Below are 18,209 nucleotides of genomic sequence, written 5' to 3'. Positions count from 1 at the left end.
GATGAACTGTACGGTCGTTTGTCCAGTACAGTTTGTCTGAATTGTATTGGGCTGTAGCTTACGCCGCTTTCGCCGGCGGCGGATCATCGGTCATCCACTTTCCATTCAGGGTTGACCGTGCAAAAGACGACCGACGGATGGCTCAGCGGCATGCTGGGCGTCATCATCTTCAGTGGCTCGCTGCCCGCGACACGTGTCGCGGTGCAAGGGCTCGATCCGCTGTTTCTCACGTTTGCCCGCGCGACGATCGCCGGCGCGCTCGGCCTGCTGCTGCTCGTCGTGCTGAAGCAGAAGCGGCCGTCGCGCGCCGAGGCCGTGTCGCTGGGCGTCGTCGCGCTTGGCGTCGTGGTCGGTTTCCCGCTGTTGACGGCGCTTGCGCTGAAGCACGTGACGTCGGCGCATGCGATCGTGTTCGTCGGGCTGCTGCCGCTCGCGACCGCGCTGTTCGGCGTATGGCGCGGCGGCGAACGGCCGCGGCTGCCGTTCTGGATCTTCTCGATCGTCGGCAGCGGCGCGGTGGCCGCGTTCGCGCTGCGCAACGGCGGGCAGGCGTCGGTGGTCGGCGATGCGCTGATGCTGGCCGCGATCGTCGCGTGCGGGCTCGGTTATGCGGAAGGCGCGCGGTTGTCGCGCCAGCTCGGCGGCTGGCAGGTGATCTCGTGGGCGCTCGTGCTGTCGCTGCCGCTGATGCTGCCGCTCGCGTGGCTGACCTGGCCCGCGTCGTTCGACGGCGTCGATGCCGCCGCGCTGTGGGGGCTCGCGTACGTGTCGTTGTTCAGCATGCTGATCGGCTTCGTGTTCTGGTATCGCGGGCTGGCGCTCGGCGGAATCGCGGGCGTCGGCCAGTTGCAACTGCTGCAGCCGTTCTTCGGCCTCCTGTTCGCGGCCGGGCTGCTGCACGAGACGGTGCCGCCGTCGATGGTCGTCGTGACGGTCGTCGTGGTCGGCTGCGTGGCGGGCGCGAAGTACTTCTCGAAGATGGCGCCCGCGCGGCGCGCGGGGTAAGGCAGGCGCCGCGGCGTGCCGCGCATCGGGCCGACGTTACCCGCTGCGCGGCTGGCGGCAAGCCTGGCCGTCGGCGTTCGTCACGCCGGGCGCGCGTTACTCGAACGTTTCGAGCGCGAGCAACTCGCCGATCGTCTGCCGGCGGCGGATCAGCCGCGGTGTGCCGCGATCGACCAGCACTTCCGGCGCGAGCGGCCGGCTGTTGTAGTTCGAGGACATCGACGCGCCGTACGCGCCCGCGTCGTGCAGGAACAGCAGATCGCCGATCTGCGGCTGCGCGAGCTTGCGGTGCGTGACCACGCCGCCTGCGTCCTGCGTGAACACGTCGCCCGATTCGCACAGCGGCCCGGCGATCGCGAGGTCGACGAGCGGCCGGCCGGCGGGCAGCGCGCCATCGTGCGCGTGCACCGACACCGCGTGATAGCTGCCGTACATCGACGGGCGCATCAAGTCGTTGAAGCCCGCGTCGATCAGCACGAAATCGTGCTTCGGCCGACGGTTGACGGCCTGCACCTCGGTGACGAGCGTACCGGCCTCGGCGACCAGAAAGCGCCCCGGTTCGATCTCGATGCGCACCGGGTGGCCGAGATGCCGTTCGATCCGCTTGCGCGCGGCGTCCCACTGGCTGAAGTAGTGGCCGACGTCGACGCGCGGCTCGCCGTCGCGATACGGAATCGACAGGCCGCCGCCGGCCGAGATCGCGTCGATGTCGTGGCCGAGCGACGTGACGAGATCGACCATCGCGTCGCACACCTGCGACAGGTGGCCGTAGTCGACGCCCGAACCGATATGCATGTGAATGCCGACCAGCTTCAGCCCGTACTGGCGCACGATCCCGATCGCGCGCGGCACGTCGTCGATCCAGATGCCGTGCTTGCTCTGCGGGCCGCCGGTGTTGGTCTTGTTGCTGTGGCCGTGGCCGAACCCGGGATTGACGCGCAGCCACACGCGATGGCCGGGCGCGTGCTCGCCGATGCGCGCGAGCATGTCGAGCGAGCCGGCGTTCACGGTCACGCCGTGCTCGAGCACCGCCGCGAGCGTCGGGCGGTCGATCAGGTCGGCCGTGAACACGACGCCTTCCGGCTCGCCTGCGGGACTGAACCCGGCCGCGAGGCTGCGCTCGATTTCGCCGAGCGACACGGCGTCGACGCACGCGCCTTCGTCGCGCATCAGCTTCAGGATATGGACGTTCGAATTCGCCTTCTGCGCGTAGCGGATCACGTCGAACTGGCGCAGTTGGGCGATGCGGTCGCGGATGACGTCGGCGTCGTACACCCACAGCGGGGTGCCGTATTGCTGCGCGAGCGTCGCGAGCTGGCGGGAATCGAGGGACATGGCGGATGAATCGGATCGAATGAACGGATAGCCGGATGATGCGCCCGATTGGCTATACAGTAAAATGCCTGTTTGTCATCATTCGATTCATTTCTGATATATACGATCATGCTGACGCACCGTCATATCGAGGTTTTCCGCGCGCTGATGGTTACCGGCAGCACGACCCGCGCGGCCGAGATGCTGTACACGTCGCAGCCGACGATCAGCCGCGAGCTGACGCGGATGGAGCAGGTCGTCGGCTTTGCGCTGTTCGAACGCGCGCACGGCCGGCTCCGGCCGACGATGGCCGCGCTCACGTTGTTCGACGACGTGCGGCTCGCGTATGTGGGGCTCGAGCGCGTCGCGGCGACGGCCGCCCGCCTGCGCGAGTTTCGCGACGGGCAACTGTCGGTGATCGCGCTGCCGGCGTTCTCGCATGCGATCCTGCCCGGCGCGTGCCGGCGCTTTCACGACGCGCACGCGGGCGTCAGCGTGTCGGTCGCGACGCAGGAATCGCCGGTGTTGGAGGAGTGGCTCACTGCCCAACGCTACGACCTCGGGCTGACCGAGCACGATGTCGCGCCGGCCGGCACCGTGCTCACGCCGCTGCTCGAAGTCGATGAAGTGTGCGTGCTGCCCGACGGCCATCCGCTGCTCGCGCAGGATGCGGTCGACCTGCTGGATCTCGCCGACCGCCCGTTCGTGAGCCTGTCGCTGAACGATCCGTACCGCATCCTGATCGACGAGGCGTTCGCGCAGCTCGGCGTCGCGCCGCGCTCGGTGGTCGACACGCCGTCGGCCGTGTCGGTATGCGCGTTCGTGCGGCAGGGGCTCGGGGCCGCGATCGTCAACCCGCTCACGGCGCTCGATTTCGTCGGCCGCGACCTGCACGTGCGGCCGCTGACGCGGTCGTTTCCGTACCGGGTCAGCATGATCGTGCCCGAGCACCGGCCGAAGAACCTGCTCGTCGATGCGTTCGCCGATGCGCTGCGCGCCGAAGCGAAGGCGATTCGCCGCCGGCTGGCCGCCCACCTCGGCTAGCGGCACCGCCGTATGATGGATGTTTCGCTGTCGTCATCGCTATCGTTGCCATCGCCGCCGTTTTCCGGAATCCCGTCATGACCGACGCATCGTCTTCCGTCGAACAACCGACCCTCACCGGCGCACGTATCGTCCTGCGCCCGCTCGATGCATCCGACCGGCAGGCGCTGCTGGACGCCGCGGCCGACGGCGAGTTGTGGAATCTGACGGTCACGGTCGTGCCGGGCGCGCAGACGATCGACGCCTACCTCGACGCGGCGTTGCAAGAGCGGGCGGCCGGCACCGTGATGCCGTTCGTGATCGTCGATCGCGCATCGGGCCGCGTAATCGGCAGCACGCGCTTCTGGAAGATCGACCGCAAGAATCGCAAGCTCGAGATCGGCCATACGTGGCTGAGCGAATCGGCGCAGCGCACGCGTGCGAATACCGAAGCGAAGCGGTTGCTGCTGGGCTATGCGTTCGACACGCTGCACTGCGTGCGCGTGCAGTTCACGACGGACGAGCTGAACGAGAAATCGCGCGCGGCGATCCTGCGGCTCGGTGCGAAACAGGAGGGCATCGTGCGTCACGAACGGATCATGCCGGATGGCCGCAAGCGCAACTCGGTGCGCTTCAGCATCATCGACGACGAATGGCCGGAAGTGCGGGCGCGACTCGACGCGAAGCTGGCGACGTAACGTGCGACGTGCGAGGCGGGGCGCTCGATGCTTGAGAAGTGCGTCGCTCCGCAGGCAGGGGAGGCGGCGCGACGGCGGGGAAACGGTGCGCCGCGCACGATGCGCGGCGCTGCATTGCATGAATTACTGCGCCGATGCGAGGTGATGACGCTGCGCGAGCTTCTGCGCGTCCGCGTAGTGCGCCTGCAGGATCGGCAGCGCCTGGCGGGCGACTTCCTTCAGCTTGGTGTCGCGGCCCGATGCGATTTCGGCCTGGAACGCCGAGATCGCCTTCTGCTGGCCGGCGAGCGCGACCTGTTCGATATACGCCTTGTCGAACTCGGCGCCGCGCAGGCTCTTGATGCTGTTCAGCACGGTCGTGTCGGGGTCGTTGGCCGGCACGTCGACGCCGCGCGGGCTGGCCGCGCGCATCGCCTGGATGATCTTCGCATCGTCGGTCGACACGCGTTGCGCGAACGCCTTGACCTGGCTGTCCGACGTGCGCGAATCGGCGATGCGCGCGGCGTCGTGCTGGGTCGACACGGTCTTCGTGCCGTCGGTGATGAAGGTCTGGTCGGCTTCGTGGATGCGCGTCGCGGTCGCGGCCGGCGCAGCCGATGCGCCGGGTGCCGGTTGTGCGGTTTGCGCGGTCGCCGTCACGGCGACGAGAAGCAGGCCGGCGGCAGACAAGGCAAGGCGCGAAATGTGGGGAAAGCGGTTCATGGGACCTCCTTTCGATCGGGGCTCTGGTTGAAAAACGGATCGTGCGATCCGTCGCTGTGCGAGAGACCGGGCGCGCCCGGGCCGGGTTCGACTGTCGCTCTGCCGCGGCGGCGTTCGAAGTGTTTTCCGGCCCGACTGATTCTAGGAGAGCGGTCGGCAGGCAGGTGCAACCGTGCTGTGGCTTGTGTAACGGTTGGTAAGACGAGTCGATTGGCCCGCGTGCAGGCCGGTAGCGCGTACCTGATGCGCATGCGGCGGCGGCAATTTTTGCGCGAGTGTGGCGCATGCAATGCATGAGATGCGCGTACGTGTCATCGGCATTTCATCGGCGCGATGTCGTCGCGGCTATTGCCGTGGCGGCGCGGCGGAGGCGAGTGGGCTGCGCGTGTGCGCGGCGTGCGTGAAGCGTTATACGCGATCGAGCAGCGCATCGAGGCGCGGCAGCAACGGCGTCGCGCAATGTGCCTGCAACGCGTCGGGCGCCGTGTAGCCCCACGCGACGCCCTGGAACGCGATATGTGCGCGGCGTGCCGCGTCGGCATCGCGGATTTCGTCGCCGACGTACAGCACTTCGTCGGCGCGCACGCCGGCCTCGCGCACGAGCGCGCGCAGACGGCGCGCCTTGCCGAACAGCGGAATGCCGCACGCGAAATGGTCGACGCGCGAGCCGGCGCGCGGGCCGAGCCGGTCGCGCACGACCTCCTCGGTATTCGACGTGGCGATCGCGATGCGGATGCCGCGCGCGGCGAGCGCGTCGAACGTTTCGTCGACGCCGGGAAAGAGCCGCACGTTCGCGACGCGCGGCCGCATCAGGCGGCGCATGTCGATCGTCACGCGTGGCACTTTCCACATCGGCACGTCGAGCGCGCGAATGATGTCGCGCGCCGACATCCCGCGCAGCGCCGGGCGCAGTTCGGGCGTGGCGTCGCGAAAGCCGTGCAGGCGCGACGCTTCCGACAGCGCGGCGAGAAAACTGTCGAGCGAATCGGCGAGCGTGCCGTCGAAGTCGAAGGCGACGAGGCGGTAGGTCATGAAGCGGCGTGGCAGGTTGATCGGGCACACGACATTGTCACCGAATCGAGGCCGGCGATGTGGCTACGTGGCCGCCGCGGATCGTGGCGCCCCTTGTCCCCCGCCCGACGGCGCGGTATCGTCGATGCTCCGCCTTCCGCCCCCGAACCGGAGAACAGACGTGCCCGCCGCCACTCCCGCCACGCTGAGATTTTCCACCGACAAGCGCGAACTCGACGTCGACGCGATCTTCGACTTCCTGCATCGCGACGCGTATTGGTCGCCGGGCATCCCGCGCGACGTGGTCGAGCGGGCGATCGAGGGCTCGCTGTGTTTCGGCGCGTATGTCGGCGACCGGCTCGTCGGGTTTGCGCGGCTCGTCACCGATCACGCGACGTTCGCCTACCTGTGCGACGTGTTCGTGCTGCCGGCCGAGCGCGGCAACGGCTACGGCCGCGCACTGATCGACCATATATTCGCGCAGGAGATGGTGCGGCGGCTGCGGCGCATCATGCTCGCCACGACCGACGCGCACGAACTCTATCGGCCGGTCGGTTTCGGTCCGCCCGCGAACCCCGAGCGGCTGATGGAGATCCGCCGCCCCGACATCTACGCGAAACGCTGACGCGCGGCGCAGCGCATACAATACGCGCTTTCCGTTTTTGCCGAAGAGCTGCCCACCATGACCGAACAGGAAGCCGAACAACTCGCGACGCACCGCCACTACAAGGGCGGCCTGTACCGCTACATCGGCGTTGCCCGCCACTCCGAAACCGAGGAATCGGTGGTCGTCTACGAGCATCTGTGGCCGCATGCGCGCGGGCTGTGGGTGCGGCCGGAAGCGATGTTCAACGGCAATCTCGAAGACGGCACGCCGCGTTTTCGCAAGCTGCGCGACTGAGCGCGCGACACCGGCGCGGGAGCCGGTGTCTAGCCGGCGCCGCCCGGCTTGTCGTGCGGCGCCTGTTGCCGCAGCGCCATCGCGAAGAAGCGCCGGATTTCATCCATCAATTCCACCCGGGCCGACGCGAAATCGAACGCGCGCCGGTTTTCGTGCGCGTAGCGCCGGCGCCAGTCGTCGGCCGCATGCCGTGCTTCCCGCGCGCGCAGATCGTCGAGCTCCGGCGTGCGCAATGCGTGATCGGCGATCAGCGTCACGCCGTCGCGGCTCACTTCCAGCACGCCGCCCGCGACGAGCAGGCGGCGATGTTCGCCGGTCGGCGCATCGACGAGCATCACGACGCCCGGCCGGATCCGCGTGAGCAGCGGCGCGTGGTGCGGGTAGATCCCCAGTTCTCCGCTTTCCCCCGGAACGACGACGAAATGCGCGTCGCCGGCATACAGCACCGCTTCCACGCTGACGATGTCGAGCTTCATCGACGTCTTCATGCGTACTCCTTCAGACTGCCGCCGCGCCGGCGACGATTTCGCACAGCTCGGTGGTGATCTGCGCCTGTCGCGTTTTCTGGTACAGGTGCCGCAGTTCGCGCAACACGCGGTCGGCGTTGTCCGTCGCGGTCTGCATGCTGAACATCCGCGCGCATTGCTCGCATGCGTGGTTCTCGACGACGGCCTGATAGAGCATCGCCTCGACGTAGCGCAGCAGCAACGTGTCGACGACCGGTCTGGGCGCGGGCTCGTACAGATAGTCGGACGCGGGCGCGCCGTCGGTCGGCGCGGCGGTGTCGAGCCCCACGATCGGCAGCATTGCATCGATGCGCGGCTCGTACGCGAGCGGACTCGTCAGCCGGTTGTACGCGATGTGCACTTCGTCGAGCTCGCCGTTGACGAACGCGGTCAGCGGCACGAGCAGCGCACCGAGCAACTGCTCGAAGTGCGGCTCGGCGGCCAGGCCGCTCGCGCGTGCGGCAATGGTCGCGCCGTGGCGCAGCAGCGGCGCGAGGCCGCGCGCGCCGATCACGCTCAGTTCGCACGCGACGCCGGCCCGGTCCCAGCGTTCGAGCGCATCCACGCACTCGACGAGCAGCCGCGCATTGAGCGGCCCGCACAGCCCGCGATCGGTGCTGACGACGATCAGGCCGACGCGGCGCACGGTGTCGCGTCGCGCCATCAGCGCCGATACGTGGTTCGGACGGTCGCGCAGCACGCGTTCCGCCATCGCGCCGATGAGCGCCGCGTACGGGCGGAATTCGCGCGCGCGTCGCTGCGCGCTCGCCATCTTGGTGCGCGCCATCATTTCCATCGCCTTGGTGATCTTGCGCGTGGACGAGGTACTGGCGATCTTCGCGCGGATTTCGCGTATGTGCATGTCAGGGGGCTCGCGGCTGTCCGGATGTCATCGTGCGGATTCATGCTATCGGGACTTCACCTGAAACGATTGACGGAAATCAAACGACTTCGCCCGGTCCCGCACCAGAATCCGTTCACATGATCCTCGCGAAGGGGCAGTCGATGACCGAGTTGCGCACGCATCAGAAATACGACGCGCTGATTGCGCGCTGCCGCGCATTGCGCCCGGTGACGGTCGCGGTCGCGCATCCGTGCGACGAGGTATCGCTGCACGCGGCGGCCGAGGCGGCCCGGGCCGGCATCATCGTGCCCGTGCTGGTCGGCCCGGTGGCGCGGATCACGAGGCTCGCCGCGACGCTCGGTGTCGACCTGTCCGGCTATCGGCTCGTGGACGCGCCGCACAGTCATGCGTCGGCGGTGCGTGCCGTCGAGCTGGTGCGCGCGGGCGACGCGCAGGCGCTGATGAAGGGCAGCCTGCACACCGACGAGTTGCTGGCGGAGGTGGTGCGCGCCGATACGGGGCTGCGCACCGGGCGGCGCCTGAGCCACGTGTTCATCATGGACGTGCCGACTTACCCGAAGCCGCTGTTCATCACCGACGCGGCCGTCAATATCCATCCGACGCTCGAGCAGAAGGCCGACATCGCGCAGAACGCGATCGATCTCGCGCATGCGCTCGGCATCGCCCGGCCGAAGGTGGCGATCCTGTCGGCGGTCGAGACGGTCAGCTCGAAGCTGCCGTCGACGCTCGACGCGGCCGCGCTGTGCAAGATGGCCGAGCGCGGCCAGATCACCGGCGCGCTGCTCGACGGGCCGCTCGCGTTCGACAACGCGATCAGCCCGGAGGCCGCGCGGCTCAAGCATCTCGGCTCCGCGGTCGCGGGCGATGCGGACATCCTGCTCGTGCCGGACCTCGAGGCCGGCAACATGCTCGCGAAGGAGCTGACGTTCCTCGCGAATGCCGATGCGGCCGGCATCGTGCTCGGCGCGCGCGTGCCGGTGATCCTGACGAGTCGCGCCGACAGCGAACGCACGCGCCTCGCGAGCTGCGCGGTCGCGGCGCTCGTCGCGGCGGCGGCGCGCGAGACGGCGACGCCCGTGGATGCGCCGGCGGTTGCGGCCGACGCACACTGACGAGGCCGCGATGCGACATCCCGTCCTGGTGCTCAACGCCGGCTCGTCGAGCCTCAAGTTCTCGGTCTACGACACGCGCGACGATCGTTCGCTCGATGCGGGCCTGCACGGGCAGGTCGAGAACCTGCATGACACGCCGCATCTGTTCGTGGCCGACGCGCACGGCGCGACGCTCGTCGACAGCCCCGTCGCGCGACCGGGGCATCAAGGCGCGATCGAGGCGCTGCACGCGTGGTTCGCCGCGCACGTCGGGCGGGAGGCCGCGTTCGACGGCGTGGGGCACCGGGTCGTGCATGGCGGCCCGTATTTCACCGCGCCGGTGCGGATCGACGCGCGCGTGCTCGATGCGATCGCGTCGCTTTCGCCGCTCGCGCCGCTGCACCAGCCGCATCACGTCGACGCGATTCGCGCGGTTGCCGCGGTTGCGCCGAACCTGCCGCAGGTCGCGTGTTTCGACACCGCGTTCCATGCGACGGTGCCGGCGCTCGAACGGGAGTTCGCGTTGCCGCGCGCGCTGACCGAACAGGGCATCGTCCGCTACGGGTTTCACGGGCTGTCGTACGAGTACATCGCGACGGCGCTCGCGGCCCTCGATCCGTCGTGGGGGCGGCAACGCACGGTCGTCGCGCACCTCGGCAACGGCGCGAGCCTGTGTGCGCTCGAGAACGGCCGCAGCGTCGCGACGACGATGGGCTTCACGGCCGTCGACGGGCTGCCGATGGGCACGCGCACGGGCGCGCTGGACCCGGGCGTGATCCTGTATCTGCAGCGTCACGCAGGCCGGTCGCTCGACGAGGTCGAGCATCTGATCTATGCCGAATCGGGCTTGCTCGGCGTGTCCGGCGTGTCGAGCGACATGCGCACGCTGCTCGCGAGCGACGCACCGTCGGCCGCGCATGCGGTCGAGCTGTTCGCCTATCGCGCGGCCCGCGAGCTTGCCGCGTTGGCCGGCGTGCTGGGTGGTCTCGATACGCTCGTGTTCACGGCGGGCATCGGCGAGCACGCGCCGCAAGTGCGCGAACGGATCTGCCGCCGCGCCGCGTGGCTCGGCATCGTGCTCGACGACGCGGCGAACGCCGCCGGCCTGCCGGTGATTTCGAGCGACGCGTCGCGCGTGACGGTGCGCGTGATCCCGACCGACGAGAACCTGATGATCGCGCGGCACACGCGCCGCGTGCTGGACGACGCGATCCCTTCCACGCCGTATCCGACCCGCTGAGACCTCCGATGACAGCACGCGACACGCCTTCCCCTGCCGTCAGCGCCCCCGCGCTGCCGATTTTCTGGCCGATGGCCGCCGCCACGGCGTTGTTTGCGGCCGGCTCCGAGATCACGGCGCGCAATCTCCGCTTCCTCGCGGAAGAGGAGAAGCTCCATTTCGAAGCGCATCCGGCGCTGGCGTCGGCGAACCGGCCGTTGCTGGCGCTGCGGACGATGACGTTTCGCGATTATTCGGCCGCGCCGGCGCACGGGCTGCCGACGATCGTCGATGCGCCGTACGCGGGGCACAGCGCGATGATCGCCGACTACCAGCCGGGGCAGAGCCTGATGCAGACGCTGCGCGAGCACGGCGTGACGCGTCCGTACCTGACCGACTGGCGCTCGGCCACCGAGGACATGAAGGACCTCGAGATCGACCAGTATCTGGCCGAGCTGAACGTGTGCGTCGACGAGCTCGGCGGCCGCGTGAATCTCGTCGGCCTGTGTCAGGGCGGCTGGATGTCGGCGATGTATGCGGCGCGTTTCCCGCACAAGGTCGCGAGCCTCGTGCTGGCGGGCTCGCCGATCGACGCCGACGCGGGCGACGGCCCGATCAAGCGGATGGTGCACACGTATCCGACGTCGTTCTACGAAGAACTCGTCACGATGGGCGGCGGGCTGATGCGCGGGCGCTTCATGCTGCGCGGCTGGAAGAACATGCATCCCGACCAGCACTATCTCGTCGAGCACGTCGACCTGTACGAGCATCTCGACGATCCCGACTACCTGCGCAAGCGCGAGGTGTTCGCGAACTGGTACGAAAGCCCGATCGACCTGCCGGGGCGCTGGTACCTGCAGGCGATCGTGCAGATCTTCAAGGAGAACCGGCTCGCGAAGGGCACGTTCGTCGCGCTCGGGCGCACGCTCGACCTGAAGGACGTCGCGTGCCCGGTCTATCTGCTCGCCGGCGAGGCCGACGACATCACGACGCCGGAGCAGGTGTTCGGCGCGCGCGATCTTCTCGGGACGCCCGCGTCGCGGATCGAGAGCCGGCTCGTGCCCGGCGGCCATATCGGCCTGTTCATGGGGTCGCGCACGCTGACGACGGTGTGGCCCGACATCGCGCGGTGGATCGCGGCGCAGCGCTAGATCGACACGGGGGCGACATGACGTTGCGACACAAGCGTGGGCTCGTCGTCGGCATCGCGAACGCACAGAGCATCGCGTGGGGATGCGCGCGCGCGTTTTGCCGGGCGGGCGCCACGCTCGCGGTGACCTGGCAGTCGGACAAGACCTTGCCGCACGTCGAGCCGCTGTTCGCGCAACTCGACGCGCCGATCCGGATGCCGCTCGACGTCGGGCAGCCCGACCAGATGGCGGCGGTGTTCGACGCGATCGCGGCGCAGTGGGGCGAGATCGACTTCGTGCTGCATTCGGTTGCGTATGCACCGAAGGCCGATCTGCAGGGCCGCGTGGTCGACAGTTCGCCGGAGGGCTTCTCGCTGGCGATGGATACCTCGTGCCATTCGTTCATCCGGATGGCGAGGCTCGCCGAGCCGCTGATGACGCGCGGCGGCAGCCTGATGGCGATGAGCTATCTCGGCGCGGAGCAGGTCGTCGCGAACTACGGGGTGATGGGACCGGTGAAGGCCGCGCTCGAGGCGAGCGTGCGGTATCTGGCGGCCGAACTCGGCGGCGCGGGCATTCGCGTCAACGCGATTTCGCCGGGCGTGCTGCCCACGCGCGCGGCGTCGGGCCTGCCGGACTTCGGCCGGCTGCTCGACGACACCGCACGCCGGGCGCCGCTGCATCACGCGCTCGACATCGACGACGTTGGCGCGTTCTGCGCGTTTCTCGCCAGCGACGGCGCACGGGCGATCACGGGCGGCACGCACTATGTCGACGCCGGCATGCACATGCTCTGACGCGCCCGCGGCACGCGGTGTTCAGGGCCGCGCGAATGCCTGCACGAGGGCCGGTGGCGCGTGGCCGACCGTGACCTCCGGCGTGCCGTGCCACGCCGCGAGTTTCTTCACGGCCTTCGCGACGTCGGCCGCGAGCCCGGTGCCGAACCGCACGCCGGGCTCGACGTGCACGGCCTTCAGTTCGAACGTGCCGAGCGTGCGATGCGCTTTCGCATCGACGCGGCCGACCAGCCGGCCACGATGCAGCACGGGCAGGCAGAAATAGCCGTAGCGTCGCTTGTGCTCGGGCGTATAGCACTCGATCGTGTAGTCGAAACCGAACAGCGTCGACGCGCGCCGGCGATCCCACACGACCGGGTCGAACGGCGACAGCAGCGTCGTGACCGTCGAGCGCAGTGTGTCGGCCGCGGCGGCAGGCAGTAACGCGTCGAGCGAGCGGTGCACGTAGGCCGGCTCCTTCCAGTCGTCGATCTGCACCGGTATCAGGTCGCCGGCCTCGGCGAGCCGCTCCAGCTCCGCGCGGTACGAACGGCGCGGCAGCCGATAGTAGTCGGCCACCCAGTCCGCGCGCACGACGCCGAGCGCGCGGCACGTATAGTCGAGCAGCGCCGGCAGCACCGCATCGCGCGGCGGCAGGTCGCGCGCATCGTCCCAGTCGGGCAGCACGCGCTCGCGCACGTCGTACACGCGCTGGAAATTGCGGCGCTCCGACACCATCAGGTCGCCCGTCGTGAACAGCACTTCCAGGTGGCGCTTCTCGGGCTTGCGATCCCACCAGCCGTTGCCCTTCACGCCATCCTCGCGCGCGAAATCGGCCGACCGCACCGGGCCTTCCTCGCGAATCCGCGCGAGCAACCGTTCGATCTCCGGACGATTCTGCTCGTGCCATTCGGCCGCATATTTCCAGCCCATCCCCGACGGATCGAGCATCTTGTAGCGCATCAGCCCGAACTGTTCGATCGGCAGGAAACACGCTTCGTGCGACCAGTATTCGAACAGGCGCGCCTCGGCGAGATGTTCGTCGAGCCAGTGCGGCGGGAAATCGCCGAGACGGCTGAACAGCACGAGATACGGGCTGCGCGCGACGACGTGGATGGTGTCGATCTGCAACTGCGCCATCCGGCGGATCGTGTCGAGCACGTCGGACTTGGTCGCCTTGCGGCGCGGCGGTGTGAGCAGGCCCTGTGCGGCGAGATGGAGGGCGCGGGCGGCGGCAGGCGAGAGCGTGAGCATCGGCGGGACGGTCGAGGATGGCGATCGGGAACCACTTTAGCGCGAAAGCGGCGCGCGCGTGCGACGTGCGACTGCAACGCGTCTGACAATGGTTGACAGATGCGTTTTGCAAGTTTCCCTATAGTGCAGTTCATGGCGCGACGACAAATGCGCGCAACGATTCCGCTTCCGACGCACATATGTCCATGGCACGCAGGAAGCGAATCCGGGATTCCCAACCCCCATCGGGAGACCCGGAGCCCTGAGCGGACATCCATGCGGCTGTGCACCGGCCCCGTGTGGATGTCCGCTGATTTTTTTGTTTTTCCGGTTTTCGTCCATTGCCGCGAGACAGGCCACGCCGCGCGCCAGCCGCTTATGCCCGCTTGCCGCGCGCGACTTCGTCGCCGGCGCCGGGCGGCAGCCGGCGCGTGATCGGAATCGACGCGAACGAGCACAGCCCGACCACGAGGAACGCCGGCCAGAAATCCGACCACATCATCGTCTGGTGGCCCTGGAGCCAGTGCGACACGTGCAGCACGAGGCCGGCCACCGTCACGCCGAGGCCGAGCGACATCTGCTGGACGACGCTGCCGAGGCTCGTCGCGCGGCCTGCGTCGCGCGGCGAGATGTCCGCGTAGATCATCGAATTCAGGCTCGTGAACTGCAGCGCGGGGAAGATGCCGCCGACGAGCACGATCAGCCAGATCGCCCAGGTCGCCATGCCGGGATGGAACACGCCGTACGCGGCGATCGCGAGGCCCGCGAACGCCGCGTTGTAGATCAGCACCGTGCGAAAGCCGAAGCGGCGCAGCGTATGCGTGGCGGTCGAGCGGCTGACCGCGCCGCCGAGCGCGGACGCGCACGTGATGAGCCCTGAGTGGAATGCGCTCATGCCGAGCCCTTCCTGCAGTGCGAGCGGCAGCAGGAACGGCACCGCGCCGAGCCCGATGCGGAACAACGAGCCGCCGACGACGCTCGCGTGGTACGTCGGGATCTTCAGGAAACTGAGGTCGAGCACCGGCCGCTCCTTGCGGCGCGCGTACGGCACGTACAGCGCGAGCATCGCGGCGCCCGCCGCGCACATGATGACGGCGTTCGAGCGCGACGTGAGCGAACCGTCGATCAGCGTGAGACCCATCAGCAGCAGCGCGGCGCCGCTGGCCGACAGCAGGAAGCCGAACCAGTCGAGCGGGCCGGGATCGGGCTCGTGCGTGTTCGCGATGTGCTTGCTCGCGAGGTAGATCCCGTAGAGGCCGATCGGCACGTTGATGAAGAAGATCATCCGCCAGTGCAGATAGGTCGTGATGAAGCCGCCGACGAGCGGCCCGACCGTGGGCCCGAACAGCGCGGGGATCGCGAGGTAGTTCATCGCGCGCACGAGATCGGCGCGCGGCACCGCGCGGAAGATGATGATGCGGCCGACCGGCACCATCATCGCGCCGCCCACGCCCTGGATGAAGCGTGCGAACGTGAGCACGCCGAGGGAGTTGGACGCCGCGCACATCAGCGAGCCGACGACGAAGATGCCGATCGCGGTGCGGAACACGGCGCGCGCGCTGAAGCGGTCGGCGAGCCAGCCGCAGATCGGGATGAACACGCCCAGACCGACCACGTAGGCCGTGATCGCGATGTTCAGCGTGACGGGGTTGTGCCCGAAGTCCCTCGCCATCGCGGGCAGCGCGGTGACGATGATGTTCGCGTCGACGCTTTCCATGAACAACGCACAGGCAACGATGAGCGGTGCTAGAAAGACGGGCGACATGGGCAGGGCGCGCGGTAAAGACGCCATTATGCCCACAATGTGACCGCTGCGTCACGTACGACAACAGTTGTTCCGCATGTTGCAACAGTCGTCTTTTCCGGCGGATGGCGCGGAAAGGACGACCGCGCACGTGCGAGCGATGCGCTGCCTGGGCGATGAACAACGCAGCATCGTCGTAGCGATGCGCATGCGTTTTCGATGCGAGGCAGGAGGGCGACGCGGCGATCTCCGAACCGCGTGTCGCGCGGCAGGTCGACCGCGCGTTCGAGCTGGAATGCGCGCAGAAGGATCGACGTTGGCCCGGCCATGTCGATTCCTTTTGACGGCGTGGCCGTGCGTTTCTAGAATATGAGCGCTTGCTCACATTCCAAGGCTGCCTTCCCGCCATGTCCGAATCGTCGTCGCGCATTCCGCTTTCGCCGCGCAAGGCGCCGCGCCAGCGCCGCTCGGTGGCCACGGTCGATGCGATCGTCGAGGCCGCCGCGCGCATTCTGGAGCGCGACGGTTTCGACGGTTACACGACGAACGCGGTCGCCGCGCTGGCCGGCGTGAGCATCGGCTCGCTCTATCAATACTTCCCGAACCGCGATGCGCTGACGGTCGCGCTCGTCGAGCGCGAGAGCGCGCATCTGCTCGACGACGTCGACCGGGCGGCCGCGCTGTCGTCTTGCGACGACGTGCTGCGCACGCTGGTGCGCGGCGCCGTCGCGCACCAGATGCGCCGGCCGGTGCTCGCGCGGCTGATCGATTTCGAGGAGGCGCGGTTGCCGCTCGGCGCGCGCGCCGCACGCGTCGCGGACCGCATCCACGCGACCTTGCTGCATGCGCTGGAGCTGCGCGATGCGCCGCGCGTCGCCGCGCCCGACGTCGTCGCGCACGATCTGCTCGCGATCGTGAAAGGCATCGTCGATGCGGCGGGCGCGCGCGGCGAGACCGATGCGGATGCGCTCGAAGCGCGTGCGTGGCGGGCGGTACGCGGTTATCTCCGGGAGTCGCGCGAATCGAAACTTGCTTGACATGCATGTTTCGTGCGACAGTCAGGCCCATTCGCACCACAACACATGACGCGTATCGATCGAAGGCCATCGAGACGAACGCGCGCGCGAACGAGACCTCGTGCCGATCCACTCACCATTCGAAAGGAGGGGACACGCCATGACGTCACGTCGTGCCGCACCGCTTGCATCTCGCTTCCCGTCGCGTCAGTCACCGCCCGCGCCGCGTCCGCGCTGGGCCGCCGCACTGGCCATCGCCTATCTCGCCGTCGCCGGCTGCGCCGCGCAGGCCGACAATGCGCACCAGGGCGCCGCGCAAGCGGCCAGCCAGTCCGCGTTGCCGGCCACATCCGCAGCCGTGCCCGCTCCCGCATCCGGCACGCTGCTGCCGCCGCCGAGCCAGCTCTACGGCGATCTGTTCGTCGCGGTGCAGACCGCGCAGCTCTATCCCGACCAGAAGACCTTCGTCGACGCCACGCCCGATACCGATCCCGCGACGATCGTGCAGTTGTATCAGCAACAGAAATCGCAGCCGGGCTTCTCGCTGAAGGCGTTCGTCGACCAGCATTTCACGCCGCCCCCGGAAGGCGGCGTGACGCCGCCGCCGAATCAGACGCTGCGCCAGCACATCGACTGGCTGTGGCCGCAGCTCACGCGCACGAGCACCACGGCGCCCCCGTACAGTTCGCTGATTCCGCTGCCGAAGCCGTACGTCGTGCCGGGAGGCCGCTTCCGCGAAGGCTACTACTGGGACACCTATTTCACGATGCTCGGGCTGCAGGTGTCGGGGCGCGAGGATCTCGTCGACGACATGCTCGACAACTTCGCATACCTGATCGATACGGTCGGGCACATCCCGAACGGCAACCGCACGTACTACGTGAGCCGTTCGCAGCCGCCGTTCTTCGCGTACATGGTCACGCTCGCCGCGCAGGTCGAAGGCGACAAGGTCTACCAGAAATACCTGCCGGCGCTGCGCAAGGAGTACGCGTACTGGATGCAGGGCGAAACCACGACGCCGCGCGGGCAGGCGGCGCGCAACGTGGTCGCGATGCCCGACGGCGCCGTGCTGAACCGCTACTGGGATGCGCGCGACACGCCGCGCGACGAGTCGTATCTCGAGGACGTGACGACCGCGAAATCGGTGCCGTCCCGTCCGGCGAACGAGGTGTACCGCGATCTGCGCGCGGGCGCCGAAAGCGGCTGGGACTACAGCTCGCGCTGGTTCGGCGACGGCAAGACGCTCGCGACGATCCGCACGACCTCGATCGTGCCGGTCGACCTGAACAGCCTGATGTTCCATCTCGAGACGACGATCGTGAAGGGCTGCGCGGTCACGCGCGACATCGCCTGCGTCGCCGATTTCTCGGCGCGGGCTGGACGGCGTGCGGCCGCGATCAATCACTACCTGTGGAACCGTCGCGGCTATTACGGCGACTATGACTGGCAGTTGCGCAAGCCGCGCGACGGCGTGACGGCGGCCGCGCTGTATCCGCTGTTCGCGGGCGTCGCGTGGCCGGAGCGTGCGAAGGCGACCGCGCGCGAAGTGCGCAAGACGCTGCTGCAGCCGGGCGGCCTCGCGACGACGACCGAGAACACGGGCCAGCAGTGGGATGCGCCGAACGGCTGGGCGCCGCTGCAGTGGATCGCGATCGACGGGCTGCGCCGATACGGCGAACCGGCGCTCGCGAAGGACATCGGCACGCGTTTCCTGTCCGACGTGAAGCAGGTGTACGCGGCCGAAGGCAAGCTCGTCGAGAAGTACGTGGTCGAGGGCGCCGGCACGGGCGGCGGCGGGGGCGGCGAATATCCGCTGCAGGACGGCTTCGGCTGGACCAACGGCGTGACGCTGAAGCTGCTGGGGCTGTACGGCGAGTAATGCACGGCGCGTGCCGCGTGCCCGCATTGCAACCCGACGCACGGGCCGGCCGGTCGCGCAAGCGCCTGGCCGGCCCGTGTTTTTATGCGGCGGGTA

The 18,209-nt window shown here is 68.6% G+C and carries 18 protein-coding genes; 11 read left to right on the top strand and 7 right to left on the bottom strand.

Features of this window, described 5'->3' with window-relative positions; genetic code table 11:
- The first annotated feature begins 117 nt into the window (after positions 1 to 117).
- Complete coding sequence (locus CFB89_RS25280) at positions 118 to 1,005, top strand: DMT family transporter (RefSeq protein ID WP_089470620.1); 888 nt, start codon at positions 118 to 120, stop codon at positions 1,003 to 1,005.
- Between the two features lie 96 nt (positions 1,006 to 1,101).
- Here CFB89_RS25280 and lysA read toward each other — a convergent pair whose 3' ends face one another.
- Positions 1,102 to 2,340 (bottom strand): diaminopimelate decarboxylase, encoded by a 1,239-nt coding sequence (gene lysA / locus CFB89_RS25275; RefSeq protein ID WP_089470243.1) that lies wholly within the window; start codon positions 2,338 to 2,340, stop codon positions 1,102 to 1,104.
- A 108-nt stretch (positions 2,341 to 2,448) separates the two neighbouring features.
- Between lysA and CFB89_RS25270 the strand changes: the two genes are divergently transcribed.
- Both CFB89_RS25270 and CFB89_RS25265 read left to right on the top strand, forming a co-directional pair.
- Complete coding sequence (locus CFB89_RS25270; RefSeq protein ID WP_089470242.1) at positions 2,449 to 3,363, top strand: LysR family transcriptional regulator; 915 nt, start codon at positions 2,449 to 2,451, stop codon at positions 3,361 to 3,363.
- 77 nt (positions 3,364 to 3,440) lie between these two features.
- On the top strand, positions 3,441 to 4,040 hold the full coding sequence (locus CFB89_RS25265) for a GNAT family N-acetyltransferase (protein ID WP_089470241.1): 600 nt from the start codon (positions 3,441 to 3,443) through the stop codon (positions 4,038 to 4,040).
- Positions 4,041 to 4,163: 123 nt separating this feature from the next.
- On the opposite strand, the gene CFB89_RS25260 is transcribed toward CFB89_RS25265, so the two are convergent.
- Both CFB89_RS25260 and CFB89_RS25255 read right to left on the bottom strand, forming a co-directional pair.
- Positions 4,164 to 4,742: a DUF4142 domain-containing protein gene (locus CFB89_RS25260; protein WP_089470240.1), complete on the bottom strand. Its 579-nt coding sequence runs from the start codon at positions 4,740 to 4,742 to the stop codon at positions 4,164 to 4,166.
- 408 nt (positions 4,743 to 5,150) lie between these two features.
- Positions 5,151 to 5,774, bottom strand: coding sequence for an HAD hydrolase-like protein (locus CFB89_RS25255; RefSeq protein WP_089470239.1), 624 nt, complete (start codon positions 5,772 to 5,774; stop codon positions 5,151 to 5,153).
- A gap of 160 nt (positions 5,775 to 5,934) precedes the next feature.
- On the opposite strand from CFB89_RS25255, the gene CFB89_RS25250 reads away from it, so the two are divergent.
- Both CFB89_RS25250 and CFB89_RS25245 read left to right on the top strand, forming a co-directional pair.
- Positions 5,935 to 6,378, top strand: coding sequence for a GNAT family N-acetyltransferase (locus tag CFB89_RS25250; protein ID WP_089470238.1), 444 nt, complete (start codon positions 5,935 to 5,937; stop codon positions 6,376 to 6,378).
- Positions 6,379 to 6,435: 57 nt separating this feature from the next.
- Positions 6,436 to 6,654 carry a DUF1653 domain-containing protein gene (locus CFB89_RS25245; protein WP_006480837.1) on the top strand — a complete coding sequence of 73 codons (219 nt, stop codon included), beginning with the start codon at positions 6,436 to 6,438 and terminating at the stop codon, positions 6,652 to 6,654.
- Between the two features lie 29 nt (positions 6,655 to 6,683).
- On the opposite strand, the gene atpC is transcribed toward CFB89_RS25245, so the two are convergent.
- The gene (gene atpC, locus CFB89_RS25240) at positions 6,684 to 7,142 is read right to left on the bottom strand and encodes an ATP synthase F1 subunit epsilon (protein WP_089470237.1); all 459 of its coding nucleotides are present in this window, start codon (positions 7,140 to 7,142) and stop codon (positions 6,684 to 6,686) included.
- Positions 7,143 to 7,152: 10 nt separating this feature from the next.
- Positions 7,153 to 8,022 carry an ATP synthase F1 subunit gamma gene (gene atpG, locus CFB89_RS25235; protein ID WP_089470236.1) on the bottom strand — a complete coding sequence of 290 codons (870 nt, stop codon included), beginning with the start codon at positions 8,020 to 8,022 and terminating at the stop codon, positions 7,153 to 7,155.
- A 32-nt stretch (positions 8,023 to 8,054) separates the two neighbouring features.
- Here atpG and CFB89_RS25230 point away from each other — a divergent pair, with 32 nt between their 5' ends.
- Genes CFB89_RS25230 through fabI form a run of 4 tightly spaced genes read left to right on the top strand, consistent with a single transcriptional unit; the run spans position 8,055 to position 12,262 of the window.
- A complete protein-coding gene (locus tag CFB89_RS25230; RefSeq protein WP_256979758.1) occupies positions 8,055 to 9,137 on the top strand; it encodes a phosphate acetyltransferase in 1,083 nt (360 codons plus the stop codon).
- A gap of 10 nt (positions 9,138 to 9,147) precedes the next feature.
- Positions 9,148 to 10,356 (top strand): acetate/propionate family kinase, encoded by a 1,209-nt coding sequence (locus tag CFB89_RS25225; protein WP_089470619.1) that lies wholly within the window; start codon positions 9,148 to 9,150, stop codon positions 10,354 to 10,356.
- A gap of 8 nt (positions 10,357 to 10,364) precedes the next feature.
- Positions 10,365 to 11,486 (top strand): alpha/beta fold hydrolase, encoded by a 1,122-nt coding sequence (locus tag CFB89_RS25220; RefSeq protein WP_089470234.1) that lies wholly within the window; start codon positions 10,365 to 10,367, stop codon positions 11,484 to 11,486.
- A 17-nt stretch (positions 11,487 to 11,503) separates the two neighbouring features.
- Positions 11,504 to 12,262, top strand: a complete 759-nt coding sequence (fabI, locus tag CFB89_RS25215) for an enoyl-ACP reductase FabI (RefSeq protein ID WP_089470233.1) — start codon at positions 11,504 to 11,506, stop codon at positions 12,260 to 12,262.
- 21 nt (positions 12,263 to 12,283) lie between these two features.
- Here the strand turns inward: fabI and CFB89_RS25210 are convergent, their stop codons facing one another.
- Both CFB89_RS25210 and CFB89_RS25205 read right to left on the bottom strand, forming a co-directional pair.
- Positions 12,284 to 13,495 (bottom strand): winged helix-turn-helix domain-containing protein, encoded by a 1,212-nt coding sequence (locus CFB89_RS25210; protein ID WP_089470232.1) that lies wholly within the window; start codon positions 13,493 to 13,495, stop codon positions 12,284 to 12,286.
- Positions 13,496 to 13,850: 355 nt separating this feature from the next.
- Entirely contained in the window at positions 13,851 to 15,239 is a 1,389-nt protein-coding gene (locus tag CFB89_RS25205; RefSeq protein WP_089470231.1) for an MFS transporter, read from the bottom strand.
- A 386-nt stretch (positions 15,240 to 15,625) separates the two neighbouring features.
- Between CFB89_RS25205 and CFB89_RS25195 the strand changes: the two genes are divergently transcribed.
- Both CFB89_RS25195 and treA read left to right on the top strand, forming a co-directional pair.
- Positions 15,626 to 16,255, top strand: a complete 630-nt coding sequence (locus CFB89_RS25195; RefSeq protein WP_089470229.1) for a TetR/AcrR family transcriptional regulator — start codon at positions 15,626 to 15,628, stop codon at positions 16,253 to 16,255.
- A gap of 139 nt (positions 16,256 to 16,394) precedes the next feature.
- Positions 16,395 to 18,113 carry an alpha,alpha-trehalase TreA gene (gene treA / locus CFB89_RS25190; protein WP_089470228.1) on the top strand — a complete coding sequence of 573 codons (1,719 nt, stop codon included), beginning with the start codon at positions 16,395 to 16,397 and terminating at the stop codon, positions 18,111 to 18,113.
- Positions 18,114 to 18,209: the final 96 nt, after the last annotated feature.

The organism is Burkholderia sp. AU16741, from assembly GCF_002223345.1.
Lineage (GTDB): Bacteria > Pseudomonadota > Gammaproteobacteria > Burkholderiales > Burkholderiaceae > Burkholderia > Burkholderia sola.
Note: the sequence above shows the minus strand (reverse complement) of the source record. Positions and strands in the feature narration are given on the sequence as shown.